This is a genomic window from Roseateles sp. GW821-FHT02E12, from assembly GCF_059421665.1.
In genome coordinates this window covers 942608-958565 of record NZ_JBWKVK010000004.1, presented here as the reverse complement: position 1 = coordinate 958565, position 15958 = coordinate 942608, and the positions used below count along the sequence as shown (strand labels likewise).

10 protein-coding genes and 1 pseudogene are annotated in these 15958 nt (G+C 66.2%); 9 read left to right on the top strand and 2 right to left on the bottom strand.

Translation table 11 applies throughout. The features are described from left to right. Window positions 1-8: 8 nt before the first annotated feature. Together AC07V5_RS27165 and fabI are read right to left on the bottom strand one after the other, a co-directional pair. Window positions 9-2156, bottom strand: a complete 2148-nt coding sequence (locus AC07V5_RS27165; protein WP_495118743.1) for a DUF1800 domain-containing protein — start codon at window positions 2154-2156, stop codon at window positions 9-11. A gap of 216 nt (window positions 2157-2372) precedes the next feature. Beyond that, window positions 2373-3152, bottom strand: a complete 780-nt coding sequence (gene fabI, locus AC07V5_RS27160) for an enoyl-ACP reductase FabI (protein WP_495118742.1) — start codon at window positions 3150-3152, stop codon at window positions 2373-2375. 234 nt (window positions 3153-3386) lie between these two features. On the opposite strand from fabI, the pseudogene rimP reads away from it, so the two are divergent. From rimP to AC07V5_RS27115, 9 genes and pseudogenes are all read left to right on the top strand, one after another. Further along, window positions 3387-3884, top strand: a pseudogene (gene rimP, locus AC07V5_RS27155) (ribosome maturation factor RimP); the annotation flags it as partial. Between the two features lie 125 nt (window positions 3885-4009). Then, complete coding sequence (gene nusA, locus AC07V5_RS27150) at window positions 4010-5488, top strand: transcription termination factor NusA (protein WP_495118741.1); 1479 nt, start codon at window positions 4010-4012, stop codon at window positions 5486-5488. Window positions 5489-5534: 46 nt separating this feature from the next. Then, window positions 5535-8525 (top strand): translation initiation factor IF-2, encoded by a 2991-nt coding sequence (infB, locus tag AC07V5_RS27145; protein ID WP_495118740.1) that lies wholly within the window; start codon window positions 5535-5537, stop codon window positions 8523-8525. A gap of 63 nt (window positions 8526-8588) precedes the next feature. Further along, on the top strand, window positions 8589-8969 hold the full coding sequence (gene rbfA, locus AC07V5_RS27140; RefSeq protein WP_495118739.1) for a 30S ribosome-binding factor RbfA: 381 nt from the start codon (window positions 8589-8591) through the stop codon (window positions 8967-8969). Then, entirely contained in the window at window positions 8962-9954 is a 993-nt protein-coding gene (truB, locus tag AC07V5_RS27135) for a tRNA pseudouridine(55) synthase TruB (protein WP_495118738.1), read from the top strand. Before rbfA ends, truB begins: the two co-directional genes overlap by 8 nt. Window positions 9955-9978: 24 nt before the next feature. Next, the gene (typA, locus tag AC07V5_RS27130; protein ID WP_495118737.1) at window positions 9979-11802 is read left to right on the top strand and encodes a translational GTPase TypA; all 1824 of its coding nucleotides are present in this window, start codon (window positions 9979-9981) and stop codon (window positions 11800-11802) included. Window positions 11803-11881: 79 nt separating this feature from the next. Next, on the top strand, window positions 11882-12748 hold the full coding sequence (locus tag AC07V5_RS27125; RefSeq protein ID WP_495118736.1) for a DMT family transporter: 867 nt from the start codon (window positions 11882-11884) through the stop codon (window positions 12746-12748). Further along, the gene (locus tag AC07V5_RS27120) at window positions 12745-13860 is read left to right on the top strand and encodes an enoyl-CoA hydratase/isomerase family protein (protein ID WP_495118735.1); all 1116 of its coding nucleotides are present in this window, start codon (window positions 12745-12747) and stop codon (window positions 13858-13860) included. The genes AC07V5_RS27125 and AC07V5_RS27120 overlap by 4 nt, the downstream gene beginning before the upstream one ends. Continuing rightward, window positions 13857-15878, top strand: coding sequence for an acyltransferase family protein (locus tag AC07V5_RS27115; RefSeq protein ID WP_495118734.1), 2022 nt, complete (start codon window positions 13857-13859; stop codon window positions 15876-15878). The genes AC07V5_RS27120 and AC07V5_RS27115 overlap by 4 nt, the downstream gene beginning before the upstream one ends. Window positions 15879-15958 lie beyond the last annotated feature (80 nt).

The following is a 15958-nucleotide window of genomic DNA, read 5'->3' as shown; positions in this document are numbered from 1 at the left end:
GTCCCTCCTCAATGTTGGATGGCGTGCTGGCCGGACAGCAGCGTCAGGTACAGCGCCACCTGCACACGCTGGTTGGCGTCGGGCTGCGCGTTGATCGCATTCGCCAGGCTCTGGCGCATGGCGGTCGACATGCGACCCCACAGCAGGGCCTGGTCCACCGCGTTGATCAGCGCCGTGGTGTCGTTCGCCACCGCCGTGAAGGGTTGCAGGTTGACGCGCATATTCGTTCCCAGTTGGGTCAGCAGCGCCCACATGAAGTTGCCGCGCAGCGTCGCCTCGGTGGGCGTATAGATCTGGAACTCCGGCGCGTTCAGCGTCGTCTGCGGCAGGCGGAAGAGCTGCGAGTAGTGACCGAACACCGAGGGCGGCGTCAGCGGCGTCTGGCCGGTGCGGCCGATCTCCCAACCCAGCTGATTGCCAGGCTGGAAGCCGCCGTTCAGTGCGCGCAAGGTGGCGGCGATGTGTTGCATCGGATCGCGCAGGCGGCCGTCGTTGGTGCTGGTCGTGTCGTTGCGGGCCTCGGTGTCGAGCAGGATGGCTCGCACGACGGCGCGCAGGTCGCCGCGCACGCCGCTGCCGTTGTTGGTGAACACGGCGGCAATGCGCTGCACATAGGCCGGACTGGGGTTGCTCTTGACCAACTGGCGGATCAGCCGCTGCGCGACGAAGGGTGGCGTGTTGGGGTGCTGGAAGAGGCAGTCCAGCGTCGCCTTCAGGTCGGCATCCGTGCCCTGGTTGGCGGCCAGGCTGCAGCCCAGGAAGCTCTTGGCACGCTGGTCGTGGTTGACCTCACGCAGCACCATGGCCCCGCTGAAGTTCTCCCAGTTGTTGGTGCCGGTGCCGACATAGGTCCAGCCGGTCAGCGCCAGGGCCACCTGCTGGATGGTGGACTGGTCATAGGTCGGGATGGTGCGGCCGGACAAGTCCAGCTGCGGGCTGCCATCGGCATTCAGCTTGACCAGTCCGATGGTGAACAGCTGCATCAGCTCGCGCGCGAAGTTCTCGTTGGCCGACGAGCCGCCCAGCGGCTTGTTGCTGTTGGCCAGGTCGAGGTATTTGCCCATCTGCGGGCTGCGTGCCACCTCTTCCAGCAGCGTGCGGTAGTTGCCGAAGGCGTTCTTGCTCAGCGTGCGCAGATGCGGCGCGATCTCTTCGGCGTAGATGTTCTTGTTGGCCGAGATGACGATGACCTGGGCCAGGGCATAGGCCACGCGCTGGCGCAACTGGTCGGGTGCGTCGGTCAGCCGGTTCAGCATCTGCGCTGCGACGGTCGATGTGTTGCCGTCGGCGGGCGTCGCGACGGCCGTTTCGGCCAGGCCGAACTGCTCGGTCAGCCAGGCGTCCTGGCCCAGGCTTTGCACGCGGGCCACAGAAGTGGCGTTGGGGCCGAAGCTGGCTTGCTCCAGGAAGCGGGCGGCCGCCAGGTTGGCCGTGCCTTGGCCGGGGCCCGGCACCGGCGAGGGCACCGGAGCAGGTGCCGGGCTTGGGGATGGTGAAGGAGCCGGCGTGGGCGCAGGGGAGGGGGCCGGTGTCGGGGCCGGCGCGGATGCCGAGATTGACAGGTTGACCACGTCGGAGCCAATGGCGCCCAGACCCGTGGCCCAGACTTGCACCGGTTGCGTCTTGCCCAGCCAGGTGCTGGGGGCCGTCGCCGAAGCCAGCAACTGCGTGGCCGACACGCGTGTGACCGCAGCCTGTAGGTCGCCGATCTTCACGGCGACGTTGGTCGGTAAGGACGCGCCGTTGAGCTTGAGCGTGAAGGCGCCGGCCGGCACGGCGGCCGGGCTGATGCCCCACAGCCGCGGCTGCACCTGCGTGATGCTCAGCGTGATGCTGCCGGACTTGGCCGGGAAGGCCGTGCTGGTGGCCGTGACGGTGACGTCGCTCTGCATCGGCACCGCCGCTGGCGACGTGTAGAGACCGCGGTCGCTGACCGTGCCGACCGTCGTGTTGCCGCCGGCGATGCCATTGACCGTCCAGGTGACGGTGTTGGGCGACAGCGGCACGTAGGCGGTGAGCTGGCGCGTGGTGGCAATCGGCAGATTGCCGCTGCTGTAGACGGTGATCGTCTGGGCGATCACCGGGCCGGCGGCCAGGCTGCCGGCGAAAGCCAGCGCGGCGACACGGACGATGTGTGGGGGAGGAGGGCAAATCATGGAGTTGCTCCGGACAAGGACAACTCCATGCTGCAACGCTCATGCCATGGCTGGCATCCCTCAAAACTGACGCCGTGCGTCGTTTCTTAGGGCTTGCAGGTCACGCGACTGACGATTTGCGCCCATCGCTGACCAAGCCTGTCAGCCTTGCAACAACTTGCGTGGCTGATTCCTGCAAATGTCACGAGTTGTACGTGACGCAGGAACCCCTCCAGCTCACTCCATGGCCATCGCAGTGTGGCTGAAGCCACCGTCCACATAGGTGATCTCGGCGCTGATACCTGCGGCTAGATCCGACAGCAGGAAGGCGGCCGTGTTGCCGACGTCATCGATGGTCACGTTGCGGCGGATGGGCGCCTGGGCTGCGAACTGGCCCAGCAGCTTGCCGAAGTCCTTGATGCCCGAGGCCGCCAGCGTCTTGATCGGGCCGGCCGAGATGCCGTTGACCCGTACGCCCTTGGAGCCCAGGGCCTGAGCCAGGTAACGCACGCTGGCTTCCAGGCTGGCCTTGGCCAGGCCCATGGTGTTGTAGTTGGGCACGACGCGGATGGCGCCGAGATAACTCAGCGTCAGCAGCGCGGCGCCGGCGCGCAGCCTCGGCGCAGCCAGTTTGGCCATCGCTGGGAAGCTGTAAGCCGAAATATCGTGGGCGATGCGGAAGTTCTCGCGCGTCATGCCATCGAGGAAATTGCCGGCAATCGCGTCGCGCGGCGCAAAACCGATGGAATGAACAAAGCCGTCGAACTCGGGCCAGATCTCGCCGAGCTGGTTGAACAGAGCCTCCATCTGCTCGTCGCTGGTCACGTCGCAGTCATAGATCAGGCTGGAGCCGAATTCGGCGGCGAATTCGGTGATGCGGTCCTTGAAACGCTCGCCCTGATAGCTGAAAGCCAGCTCTGCGCCTTCACGGTGGCAGGCCCGGGCGATGCCGTAGGCGATGGAGCGGTTGGACAGCACGCCCGTGATCAGCAGCCGCTTGCCGGCGAGAAAGCCCATTCTTGTCTCCTGTGAGGTCTCAAACAGCCTCAGATTCTGGCACGCGCCAGGGGCGGCAGCTTGCCGGCACGGGACTTGCACAGTACAATCCGTCTTTCACCAGAAACGAGGCTAGCCCCTCGCGAGCCCCGGACGACATCCCCCGGAGCTGGCTTTGGTGAACGAGTTGGGCGGATTCATCCAGCCCATTTTTTTTGCTTTTTCGATTTCTCTAGATCCGAAGCCTATCCCCGCATGAGTTGGCAAACCGCTGTGGAAACGACAGTGACCGGACTCGGTTACGAACTCGTGGACTGCGAACGCAGTGCCAGTGGTGGAACGCTGCGCGTGATGATCGACAAGCTGGCGCCTCAGGTAGAGGCCGGCGAGTTGATCGACGTGGACGACTGCGAAAAGGTCACCCGCCAGTTGCAGTATGTGCTGGAGGTCGAGGGTTTGGAGTATTCCCGGCTCGAGGTGTCCTCGCCGGGTCTGGATCGGCCGCTGAAGAATGCCGCGCACTACGCGCGCTTCACCGGCCAGGAAATCGACATCACGCTGCGCATGCCTTTCCAGGGCCGCAAGAAGTACCGCGGCATCGTCAGCGCTCAGCCGGATGCGGCGAACGACCAGGCCTGGCGCCTGGTGTTCGACGACGGCACGGCTGACCAGGCGCTCGACTTCACGCTCGACGAGGTGCGCGAAGCGCGCCTCGTGCCGGTGATCAGCTTCAAAGGGCGTGGCGGCGAGCCGGCGCCCGACCGCAAGCCGGGCCAGCGTGGCGTCATCAAGCCGAAAAAGGCATCACTCAAGAAACAAGCGGGCGAACCCCAAGAGGTGGCGCCCAGCCAAGACAAGGTTGACGGAGGTCTCAAGCAATGAACCGTGAAATGTTGATGCTGGTGGACGCGATCTCGCGCGAAAAGAGTGTGGAGCGTGATGTCGTGTTCGGTGCGGTCGAAGCTGCGCTGGCCTCGGCCACCAAGAAGTTTTACGGCGCCGAGGCCGACATCCGCGTCAGCGTGGACCGTGAATCGGGCGAGTACGAGACCTTCCGCCGCTGGCACGTCGTTCCCAACGAGGCCGGCCTGCAGAACGCCGACGCCGAAATCCTGCTGTTCGAAGCTCAGGACCAGATCGCCGACATCGAGGTGGACGACCACATCGAAGAGCCGGTCGAATCCGTGCCCATCGGCCGCATCGGTGCCCAAGCCGCCAAGCAGGTCATCCTGCAGAAGATCCGCGACGCCGAGCGCGAGCAACTGCTGAACGACTTCATGTCGCGCGGCGAGAAGATCTTCGTCGGTACCGTGAAGCGCCTGGACAAGGGCGACATCATTGTCGAGAGCGGTCGCGTCGAAGGCCGTTTGAAGCGCAGCGAGATGATCTCGAAAGAGAACCTGCGTACCGGTGACCGCGTGCGCGCCGTCATCCTCGGCGTCGACCCGACCCAGCGTGGCCCGCAGATCATGCTGTCGCGCTCGTCGCCCGAGTTCATGAAGGAACTCTTCGCGCAGGAAGTGCCGGAAATCGAGCAAGGCCTGCTGGAGATCAAGAGCTGCGCCCGCGACAGCGGCAGCCGCGCCAAGATCGCCGTCGTCAGCCATGACCGCCGCGTCGACCCGATCGGCACCTGCGTCGGTGTGCGCGGTTCGCGCGTCAACGGCGTGACGACCGAGCTGGCCGGCGAGCGCGTCGACATCGTGCTGTGGAGTGAAGACCCGGCCCAGTTCGTCATCGGCGCACTGGCCCCCGCCAACGTGCAGAGCATCGTGGTTGACGAAGAACGCCATGCGATGGACGTTGTCGTTGACGAGGAAAACCTCGCCATCGCCATCGGCCGTGGCGGCCAGAACGTGCGCCTCGCGTCCGAGCTGACCGGCTGGCGCATCAACATCATGTCGGCCGAGGAATCGGCTGCCAAGCATGAGATCGAGGCCGAAAGCGTTCGCAAGCTCTTCGTCGAGAAGCTCGACGTCGACGCCGAAGTCGCCGACATCCTGATCGCCGAAGGCTTCACCAGCCTGGAAGAAGTCGCCTACGTGCCCATGCAGGAAATGCTGGAGATCGAGGCCTTCGACGAGGACACGGTCAACGAGCTGCGTACCCGTGCCAAGGATGCGCTGCTGACGATGGAAATCGCCCGCGAAGAGAAGGTCGAAGAGGTTTCGCAGGATCTGCGCGATCTCGAAGGCGTGACGCCCGAGCTGTTGAGCAAGCTGGCTGAAGGTGGCATCAATACCCGTGACGACCTCGCCGACCTGGCCGTGGACGAACTGGTCGAGCTGACTGCACAAGACGAGGCCGCTGCGCGCGCGCTGATCATGAAGGCCCGTGAACACTGGTTCAACGCCTGATCAATCAACGCCGCGCCGCACTGAAAGTAATTTGAAGGATCCCCACATGGCCGTGACTACCGTCGCCCAATTCGCCGCTGAGCTGAGCAAGCCGGCGGGCACGCTGCTGGAGCAGCTGCATGCCGCGGGCGTCAAGAAGTCTTCCGTCGACGACTCGCTGAGCGAGAGCGACAAGGAACGCCTGCTCGACCACCTGCGCTCTTCCCACGGCACTGCCGCTGCGGATCGCAAGAAGATCACGCTCGTCAAGAAGTCGACCACCGAGATCAAGCAGGCCGATGCCAGTGGCAAGGCCCGCACGATCCAGGTCCAGGTCAAGAAGACCCGTACCTTCGTCAAGCGTGACGATGAGGCATCGGCCGGTGCCGAAGAGGCCGACCTGGTGCGCCGCGAGGAAGAAGCCCAGGCCCAGGCCCAGGCATTGCGCCAGCAGGAAGAGGAACTCGCCGCCAAGGTGAAGGCCCGCGAGGATGCTGAACGCGCTGCGCGTGAAGCCGCCGAAGCGCGCCGCGCCGCGGAGCAGGCCGCTGCTGAAGCCGCCGCTGCTGCCGCTGCTGAAGCCGCCGCGCTGGCTGCCGCTGAAGCCGCCAAGCCGGAGGTGGTCGCCGAAGCTCGCCAACGCAGTTCTGCCGCTGCGTCGGCCGAGGCCGCTGCGATCAACAAGGCGGCAGCGAGCCGTCGCAGCAAGTCGGCACCGGCCGAGGTGCCTGCGCCGGAACCTGTCGCTGCTGCGCCGGTGGAAGCACCTGCCCCGGTGGTGGTTGCCGCCCCGGTCGAGCCGCCCAAGCCCGCGTTGCGCGTGGTCAAGGCCGTCGACGCCGCTGCCGAAGAGAAGAACAAGCAGGACGATCTGGCCCGCCGCCGCAAGGCCGCCGAGTCCGAGGCTGCTGCCATCCGCGCGATGATGAACGCGCCCAAGAAGGTGATGGTCGCGGCCAAGAAGGAAGAGCCCAAGCCGGCTGAACCGGCTGCGGGCATCAAGGGCACCATCCACAAGAAGGTCGGCGCGCCTGGCGCACCGGCTGCTCCGGGCAGCGCCGCTGCCAAGCCGGGCGACAAGAAGTCGGTCAAATCCGAGAAACTGTCGTCCAGCTGGGCCGATGACGCCGCCAAGAAGCGTGGCCTCAAGACCATCGGTGCCGGCCCTGCCGGCGCCAACCGCCCGGGTGGCGGCGGCAACTGGCGCGCTCCGGCGCGTGGTGGTGCCGGTGGCCGCCGTGGCGGCAACGACCGCGGTGGCAACGGCCAGTCGAACTTCCAGGCGCCTGCAGAAATGCAGATCCAGGAAGTGCACGTGCCTGAAACCATTTCCGTGGCCGATCTGGCGCACAAGATGTCGGTCAAGGCTGCCGAGGTCATCAAGCAATTGATGAAGCTGGGCCAGATGGTCACCATCAACCAGCAGCTGGACCAAGAGACGGCCATGATCCTGGTCGAGGAAATGGGCCACAAGGCCTTCCCCGCCAAGCTGGACGATCCGGATGCCTTCCTCGAAGAAGAGGGCACCACCGAGCAGCAGCATGAGTCTCTGTCGCGCGCCCCGGTCGTCACCGTCATGGGCCACGTTGACCACGGCAAGACCTCGCTGCTGGACTACATCCGCCGTGCCCGTGTGGCCGCGGGCGAAGCCGGCGGCATCACGCAGCACATCGGCGCGTATCACGTCGAGACGCCGCGCGGCATGATCACCTTCCTGGACACCCCGGGTCACGCGGCCTTCACGGCCATGCGTGCCCGCGGCGCCAAGGCGACGGACATCGTCATCCTGGTTTGCGCGGCTGACGACGGCGTCATGCCGCAGACCAAGGAAGCCATCCACCACGCGAAGGCCGCTGGCGTGCCGATCGTGGTCGCGATGACCAAGATCGACAAGCCGGATGCAAATCCCGAGCGCGTGAAGAGCGAGCTGGTGGCCGAGCAGGTCGTGCCGGAAGAATTCGGCGGCGAGGCACCGTTCATCGGCGTGTCGTCGAAGACCGGTCAGGGCATCGACGAGCTGCTGGAGCAGGTGCTGCTGCAGGCCGAAGTGCTGGAGCTGAAGGCGCCGGTCGAGTCCATGGCCAAGGGCATCGTCATCGAAGCCAAGCTGGACAAGGGCCGGGGCCCGGTCGCGACCGTGCTGGTGCAGAGCGGCACGCTCAAGCGCGGCGACGTCGTGCTGGCGGGCTCCACCTTTGGCCGTGTGCGCGCCATGCTGGATGAAGACGGCAAGGCCTGTACCGAGGCTGGCCCGTCCATTCCGGTCGAGATCCAGGGCCTGACCGAAGTGCCGCAAGCCGGCGACGAGTTCATGGTGCTGGGCGACGAGCGCCGTGCCCGCGAAGTGGCTACCTTCCGTTCGGGCAAGTACCGCGACGTGAAGCTGGCCAAGCAGCAGGCCGCCAAGCTGGAGAACATGTTCAGCGAGATGGGCGCCGGCGACGTGCAGACGTTGCCGCTCATCATCAAGAGCGACGTGCAGGGCTCGCAGGAAGCGCTCGCCGCTTCGCTGCTCAAGCTCAGCAACGCCGAGGTCAAGGTGCAGATCGTCCACGCGGCAGTCGGCGGCATCAGCGAGAGCGACATCAACCTCGCCATCGCCTCCAAGGCCGTCATCATCGGCTTCAACGTGCGGGCCGATGCCGGCGCGCGCAAGCTGGCCGAAGGCAACGCGGTCGATCTGCGTTACTACAGCATCATTTACGACGCTGTGGACGACGTGACCAAGGCCATGTCCGGCATGCTGGCGCCCGAGCAACGCGAAGAAGCGCTGGGTACGGCCGAGATCCGCGTCGTGTTCGTCGCTTCCAAGATCGGCACGGTGGCTGGTTCGATGGTCACCAGCGGCTTGGTCCGCCGTGGCGCTCGCTTCCGACTGTTGCGCGAGAACACCGTCGTCTACACGGGCGAGGTCGACTCGGTGCGCCGCGAGAAGGACGACGTCCGCGAAGTCAAGGAAGGCTTCGAGTGCGGTATCAAGCTCAAGAACTACAGTGACATCAAAGAAGGTGATCAGCTCGAATTCTTCGAGATCAAGGAAGTGGCCCGCACGCTCTGACCTTCAGTCCCGAGGGTTAACCCCGCCCCTCGGGGCGGGGTTTGTTCTTTCAGGAAACCTGCCATGAGACACAAACGCGCCATCCCCAACCGAGCTTTCCGCGTCGCCGACCAGATCCAGCGCGATCTGGCGGAGCTGATTCGCGAGCTCAAGGATCCGCGCATCGGCATGGCAACCATCAATGCGATCGAGGTCACGCCGGACTATGCGCATGCCAAGGTGTTTTTCTCCGTGCTGGTCGGCGATGCCGCCGAGACGGCGGAAGCCCTGAACGAGGCCGCTGGCTTCCTGCGCAACGGGCTCTTCAAGCGCCTGCAGATCCACACCGTGCCGACGCTGCACTTCCAGTTCGACCGCACCATCGAGCGTGCGGCCGAGATGAGTGCGCTGATCAACAGGGCCAACGCGACACGCGCGTTGGAGGACGAGGAACCGAATGACTGAGGTCGCTGCTGTCGTCGCGTCGGCCTCTCAGCCGCACGTCCAGAACGAAAGTCGCCCGCCTCGCGTTCGGGTGCAACGCCGCCCGCTGCACGGCGTGTTGTTGCTCGACAAGCCGCTGGGCTTGTCGAGCAACGACGCGTTGCAGAAAGCCAAGTGGCTGCTGCGCGCAGAGAAAGCCGGCCACACCGGCACGCTGGACCCGCTGGCCACCGGCCTGCTGCCGCTGTGCTTTGGCGCAGCTACCAAGTTCAGCCAGCTTAGCCTGGACGCCGACAAGCGCTACCTCGCGACGCTGGCCCTGGGCATCCGCACGACGACCGGCGACGCCGAAGGCGAGGTGCTGGAGCGCCTTGACGCCGACGGCATCACCGCCGAACAGATCGCCGCAGCCTGCGCCGCCTTCACCGGTGAGATCGACCAGACGCCGCCGATGTACTCGGCGTTGAAGCACGAAGGCAAGGCGCTGTACGAATACGCCCGCGCGGGCATCGAGATCGAGCGCAAGAGCCGTCGCGTGACGATTCATGCCATCGACATCGTGAGCGTGCAGGCTGGCACCGTGACCCTCGACGTCCGTTGCACCAAAGGCACCTACATCCGCACGCTGGCCGAAGACATCGGCACTCGGCTGGGCTGTGGCGCATCGCTGGCCGCGTTGCGCCGCACGGGCTCCGGCAGCCTGACGCTGGACGGCAGCATCACGCTCGCCGTCTTGGAAGCGCTGCCCGAAGAGCAACGTGCCGCGCTGCTGACCTCGCCCGACCGCCTGCTGGCCGAAGCCCCCGAGCTGCGCCTGCCCGCCACCGAAGCGGCGCGTTTCCTGTCCGGGCTGCGCCGCCGTGTCGACGCGCCCGATGCCGAGCGCGTGCGCGTCTACGGCCCCGAAGCGCGCGCCTTTCTCGGCAGCGCCCACATCATTTCTGGCGAACTGATCGCCGACCGCCTGTTGACCCCGCCGGAGGTCCAGGCTCTGCTCTCCGCCTGAACCGGTTCTTTCCAAAGCATCACCATGACCACCCCGATCCGCAACATTGCCATCATTGCCCACGTCGACCACGGCAAAACCACCATGGTTGACCAACTGCTCCGTCAGAGCGGCACCTTCGCTGACCATGAAAAGGTCGTCGACACCGTGATGGACAGCAACGCCATCGAGCGCGAGCGCGGTATCACCATCCTGGCCAAGAACTGCGCGGTGTCGTGGGGCGGTACGCACATCAACATCGTCGACACCCCGGGCCACGCGGACTTCGGCGGTGAAGTCGAACGCGCGCTGTCCATGGTCGACGGCGTGGTGCTGCTGATCGACGCCCAGGAAGGCCCGATGCCGCAGACGCGCTTCGTGACCAAGAAGGCGCTGGCGCTGGGCCTCAAGCCCATCGTCGTGGTCAACAAGGTCGACAAGCCGGGTGCCAAGCCCGACGCCGTCATCAACGCCGCGTTCGACCTGTTCGACAAGCTGGGCGCCACCGACGAGCAGCTCGACTTCCCGGTCGTCTACGCCTCGGGCATCAACGGATGGACGTCGCTGACTGAAGGCGCGCCTGGCGAGCAGTGGGGCCCCGACATGTCGGCCCTGTTCGACACCGTTCTGAAGCACGTGCCTGCCCAGTCGGGTGACCCGGCGGCCCCTCTGCAACTGCAGATCTCGGCGCTGGACTTCTCCACCTTCGTCGGCCGCATCGGCGTGGGCCGCATCAGCCAGGGCACGATCAAGACCGGCATGCAGGTCGCCGTGATGGAAGGCCCGGACGGCAAGGCCGTCAACGGCCGCATCAACCAGGTGCTGACCTTCCACGGCCTGGATCGCGTGCAAGTAACCGACGCCGGCCCGGGCAACATCGTGCTGATCAACGGCATCGAGGACATCGGCATCGGCGTGACCGTGACCGACCCGGCCAACCCGGCGCCGCTGCCCATGCTGAAGGTGGACGAGCCGACGCTGACGATGAACTTCTGCGTCAACACCAGCCCGCTGGCCGGTCGCGAAGGCAAGTTCGTCACCAGCCGCCAGATCTGGGACCGCCTGCAGAAGGAACTGCAGCACAACGTGGCTCTGCGCGTGAAGGAGACCGACGAAGACGGCATCTTCGAGGTCTGCGGCCGCGGTGAACTGCACCTGACCATCCTGCTGGAAAACATGCGCCGCGAAGGCTACGAGCTGGCCGTGTCCAAGCCCCGCGTGATGTTCAAGGACGTCGACGGCGACAAGCACGAGCCGATGGAGCTGGTGACGGCTGACGTCGAAGAAACCCACCAGGGTGGCGTCATGCAGGCGCTGGGCCTGCGCAAGGGCGAGATGCTGAACATGGAGCCGGACGGCCATGGCCGCGTGCGCCTGGAATACCGCATCCCGGCCCGTGGCCTGATCGGCTTCAGCAACGAGTTCATGAACCTGACCCGTGGCTCGGGCCTGATCTCGTCGATCTTCGACGGCTACGAAGCCCACAAGGGTGACATCGGCGGCCGCAAGAACGGCGTGCTGATCTCCATGGACGACGGCGAAATCTTCACCTACGCCCTCGGCAAGCTGGACGATCGCGGCCGCATGTTCGTGAAGCCGAACGACCCGGTGTACGAAGGCATGATCGTCGGCATCCACAGCCGCGACAACGACCTGGTCGTCAACGCGACGCGCACCAAGCAGCTGACCAACTTCCGCGTCTCCGGCAAGGAAGACGCCATCAAGATCACGCCGCCGATCGACCTGACGCTTGAATACGGCGTCGACTTCATCGACGACGACGAGCTGGTCGAGATCACGCCCAAGAGCGTGCGCCTGCGCAAGCGCTTCCTGTCCGAGCACGAACGCAAGAAGTCCCTGCGCGGCTGATCGATGCACGCGGCCCTCTGCATTGACGGAGGGCCCCAACAAGAAGGACCAGCGCCCCGTTCATCGGGGCGCTCTGCTGATGAGTCACCGAACCGCCGTCTTGCTGATGTTGCTGGTCACGCTGATGTGGAGCTCGGCGGGCGTTGTCACGCGGCATCTGGACGCGGCGCGGGGCTTCGAGATCACGTTCTGGCGCAGCAGCTTCAACGCGGTAGCCCTGGTGCTCATCCTCGGCGTGATGCGGGGTAGGGCGCTGCTAGGTGCGATGCTGGGCGGCGCTGTCTGGGCGTCGGGCGTCTGCTGGGCCGTCATGTTCACGGCCTTCATGGTGGCGTTGTCGCTCACCACCGTGGCCAATGTGCTGGTCACGATGTCGCTGTCGCCGCTGTTCACGGCGGTGTTCGCACGCGTCTTCCTGCACCAGCCCATTCCGGCGCGCACCTGGGGCGCCATCGCCGTGGCGGGTGCGGGCATCGCCTGGATGTTCGGCGGGCAGCTTGGTGGGCCGCTGGCGGGCGTCTTCGTGGCGCTGGGCGTGCCGTTGGCCGCAGCCAGCAACTGGTGCCTGCTGCAGAAAGTGGGGCAGGGCGCTGACATGCTGCCCGCCGTGCTGCTGGGCGCGTTGATTTCGGCCGGGCTCACGCTGCCGCTGGCCTGGCCGCTGCAGGCCGGCGCGCATGACCTGGGACTGCTGGCCTTTCTCGGTGTCTTCCAGCTCGCCGTGCCCTGCCTGCTGGCCGTTCGCCTGGCGCGCGAGCTGCCTGGCCACGAATTGGCCTTGCTCGGCCAGGCCGAAACCTTGCTTGGCGTGCTGTGGGCCTGGGCTTTTGCGGGCGAACACCCAGGCGGCGCGGCCCTGATAGGCGGTAGCCTCGTGCTCGCCGCGCTGGTTGCGAACGAAGCCCTTGCACCCTCCTCCGTCAAATCCGTCCTGAAGAACGCATGAACGACCTGATCCCGCCCTTGGTTGCAGATGGCCAGATCTTGGCCGAGGTCAACGGCTGCCTCGGCCTCATCACGCTGAACCGCCCGCAGGCCCTGAACGCGCTGGCGCTGGCCATGATCCGCGACATGACGGCGCTGCTGCGCCACTGGGCCGCGCTGCCGCAGATCCAGGCCGTGGCCGTGCTGGGCGCCGGCCGCGAGGGCAAGGCACCGGCCTTCTGCGCCGGCGGCGACATCCGCTTCTTCCACCAGGCTGCACATGCAGGTGATCCGGCCCTTGGCGACTTCTTCACCGAGGAATACCGTCTCAACCACCTGATCCACCACTACCCCAAGCCCTACATCGCGCTGATGGACGGCATCGTCATGGGGGGCGGCATGGGCATCAGCCAGGGCGCCAAGCTGCGAGTGCTGTCTGAGCGCTCCAAGCTCGCGATGCCCGAGACCGGCATCGGCCTCTTCCCCGACGTCGGCGGTGGCTACTTCCTCGCGCAATGCCCAGGCCATGTCGGCGAATGGCTGGCGCTGACCGGCCAGGCCATCGCGGCGGGCGACGCCATCGAGTGGGGCCTGGGCGACGTCTACGTGCCGGCCTCGCAATGGACCGACCTTGTCGACGCACTCCGGGCCAGCCCCCAGCCCAGCGCCGAGCATGTCGTTGCCACCGTCATGGAGCGCGCCGACCTCGCGCCCGCCGCCGACCCCAAGGCTGCGGCTGAGCGCATCGACCGCCATTTCGGCGAGCCGACGCTGGCAGGCATCCTGGACTCCCTGGCCGCAGCCGACGACGACTGGGCGCGCCAGACCCGCGACATCCTGCTGCAGCGCTCGCCGACCATGCTGGCCGTCACGCTGGAACTCGTGCGCCGCGGCCGCAAGCTCAGCCTGGCCGACGACCTCCGCCTGGAACGCGATCTCGTGCATCACGCCTTCCATCTGCGCGGGCCGAGCAGCAGCGAAACCGTCGAAGGCATACGCGCACTGGCCGTCGACAAGGACCACAAACCGCGCTGGTCGCCCGCAACGGTGGCCGAGGTCGACTCCGCAGAGGTGGCTGCCTTCTTCGTCAGCCCTTGGATGGCCGATGCGCACCCCCTGCGGGATCTGGCATGAGTGTTTCAGCGGGGGTGGGTGTGACGGCCGCGGGCCATGCCGGTAGCCGCGGTTTCAACCTGGGCCTGCAAGGCATGCGGGGCCTGGCGATCCTGCTGGTCCTGCTCAACCATGCGGGTGTGCCTGGGTTTGGAGGCGGCTTCGTCGGCGTCGACGTGTTCTTCGTCATTTCCGGCTACCTGATCGGTGGGCTGTTGCTGCGCGAGCTGGAGACAAAGGGTCGCATCGACCTTTGGGCCTTCTACGCACGCCGTGTGCGCCGCCTGCTGCCGGCGGCGGCCTTGGTGCTTTTCGTCGTGCTGTTCGGGATCCGCTGGCTTTACGCCCCGCAGGAGCAGGACGAGCTGCTGTCGTCGACCCGCGCTGCGGCGCTCTACGCCGTCAACCTGTGGTTTGCCAGCCGCACGACCGACTACTTCGGCGGCCACACGGAAGCGAACCCGTCGCTGCACCTCTGGTCCCTTGCCGTCGAAGAGCAGTTCTACCTGTTCTGGCCGCTGCTGATGATCGGGGTCTGGCGGCTGACCCGTCTCGCGCCACGCCAAGGCGCGGCCTGGCTGGTGGGTGGGCTCGGCGTGGTGAGCTTTGTCGGCTGCGTGTGGGTCACGCTGATCAACTTCCAATACGCCTTCTTCCTGACACCGTTCCGGATCTGGGAGTTCGGGGCCGGCATGGCCCTGGTGGTCTGGCCCCGGATCGGCACCGGCTACAGCCGGCCTGCGCTCACGGCCATGGGCGCAGCCGCTTTGCTGGTACTGATCGTGGTGTGCCTGCAATACGACGGGCGGATGCAATTCCCGGGGTTCTGGGCCGCCTTCCCCGTCATTGCCGCCGCGCTGCTGCTCGTGGTCGTCCAGCATGGGCGTGACACGGTGGTCGGCCGTCTCCTCGAGTGGCGCTGGCTCCGCTGGCTCGGCGACTGCTCCTACTCCGTCTACCTCTGGCACTGGCCGGTCATCATCGGTGCGGCACTGCTCACGCCGAAAACCGGCCCGTGGGAGACGCTGGGGTTGCTGGCGCTGTCCATCGCGGTGGGCAGGCTGTCCTACCAGGTCGTCGAACAGCCCTTCATGCACTCGCTGCTGCAGCGCTGGTCGGCGCGGCGAATCATCGTGGCCGGCCTGATCCTGTGCGCCCTGGTCGCAGTTGCGGCGCAGGTGATCCGCAAGTTCGTCCATGTCAGCCCGGAGCAGCAGCGCTTCGAGCGGGTCTCGCATTGGGACCTCATCGAGGCGACGGGTTGCCTGACGCTCGCGACGGCGGTGGACCAGCCCCCGTGCGAATTCGGGGCCAACCCGGGCAAGGCCACCGTGGTGCTGTTTGGCGACTCGCACGCCTCGCAATGGTTCACGCCCATGGAGCAACTGGCGCGCAAGCACCAGTGGCGCATGCTTGCACTGACCAAGGCGGCCTGTCCCTCGGTCGATGTTCCCGTCACCGTCTACACCACCTTGGCCGACTACCGCGAGTGCACGATCTGGCGCGAGCGGATGTTCGAGCGCATCGAGAAGATGAAGCCGGATGTGGTGTTGTTGGCCAGTTCCTCTGGCTACCGAATCGAGCCGGACCGCTGGCAGGCAGGCTTGGCCCGCACCGTCGAGAGGCTGCAGCGCACGGGCGCCCAGGTGGGCTATGTGCAGGACACGCCCTCTCCGGGTTTCAACGTGCCGAGCTGCCATGCGCGTGCCGCATGGCGGGGCTGGTCCCCTGACCAGCTCTGCGTCTATCCGCGCGCCGACGAGGAGGCTCGGATCTCGCCGCTTGCCAGCGTGGAAAAGGTGGCCATGGCTCAACGCCATGCGCTGTTCGTCGACCTGTCGCCCGCCATCTGCGCCGACGCCGTCTGCAAGACATCCCGCGATGGCCTGGTCATGTTCAAGGACCGCAACCACTTGTCCGAAGAATTTGCAGTCACCCTGGCTTCCCAGTTGGAGGAGCCGCTGCTGCGACTTCTGTCTGCTGGGTCTGGCGGTGCCCGACCAGCCGCGCCGGACTCTGCACCTTCCGCCGCCCGGTGAGTGCGCAGCCTGGATACCTGCCCGCCCGGGATAATCCGGGGGTGAATTCCCCCGCTTTCTCCCCCTGGCGCCTGTCCGTC

What these genes read in the sequence shown, in the direction of transcription:
- AC07V5_RS27165 (WP_495118743.1), bottom strand. Translation starts at nt 2,156, where the DNA reads ATGATTTGCCCTCCTCCCCCACACATCGTCCGTGTCGCCGCGCTGGCT.
- typA (WP_495118737.1), top strand. Translation starts at nt 9,979, where the DNA reads ATGACCACCCCGATCCGCAACATTGCCATCATTGCCCACGTCGACCAC.
- truB (WP_495118738.1), top strand. Translation starts at nt 8,962, where the DNA reads ATGACTGAGGTCGCTGCTGTCGTCGCGTCGGCCTCTCAGCCGCACGTC.
- AC07V5_RS27115 (WP_495118734.1), top strand. Translation starts at nt 13,857, where the DNA reads ATGAGTGTTTCAGCGGGGGTGGGTGTGACGGCCGCGGGCCATGCCGGT.
- nusA (WP_495118741.1), top strand. Translation starts at nt 4,010, where the DNA reads ATGAACCGTGAAATGTTGATGCTGGTGGACGCGATCTCGCGCGAAAAG.
- AC07V5_RS27120 (WP_495118735.1), top strand. Translation starts at nt 12,745, where the DNA reads ATGAACGACCTGATCCCGCCCTTGGTTGCAGATGGCCAGATCTTGGCC.
- fabI (WP_495118742.1), bottom strand. Translation starts at nt 3,152, where the DNA reads ATGGGCTTTCTCGCCGGCAAGCGGCTGCTGATCACGGGCGTGCTGTCC.
- AC07V5_RS27125 (WP_495118736.1), top strand. Translation starts at nt 11,882, where the DNA reads ATGAGTCACCGAACCGCCGTCTTGCTGATGTTGCTGGTCACGCTGATG.
- infB (WP_495118740.1), top strand. Translation starts at nt 5,535, where the DNA reads ATGGCCGTGACTACCGTCGCCCAATTCGCCGCTGAGCTGAGCAAGCCG.
- rbfA (WP_495118739.1), top strand. Translation starts at nt 8,589, where the DNA reads ATGAGACACAAACGCGCCATCCCCAACCGAGCTTTCCGCGTCGCCGAC.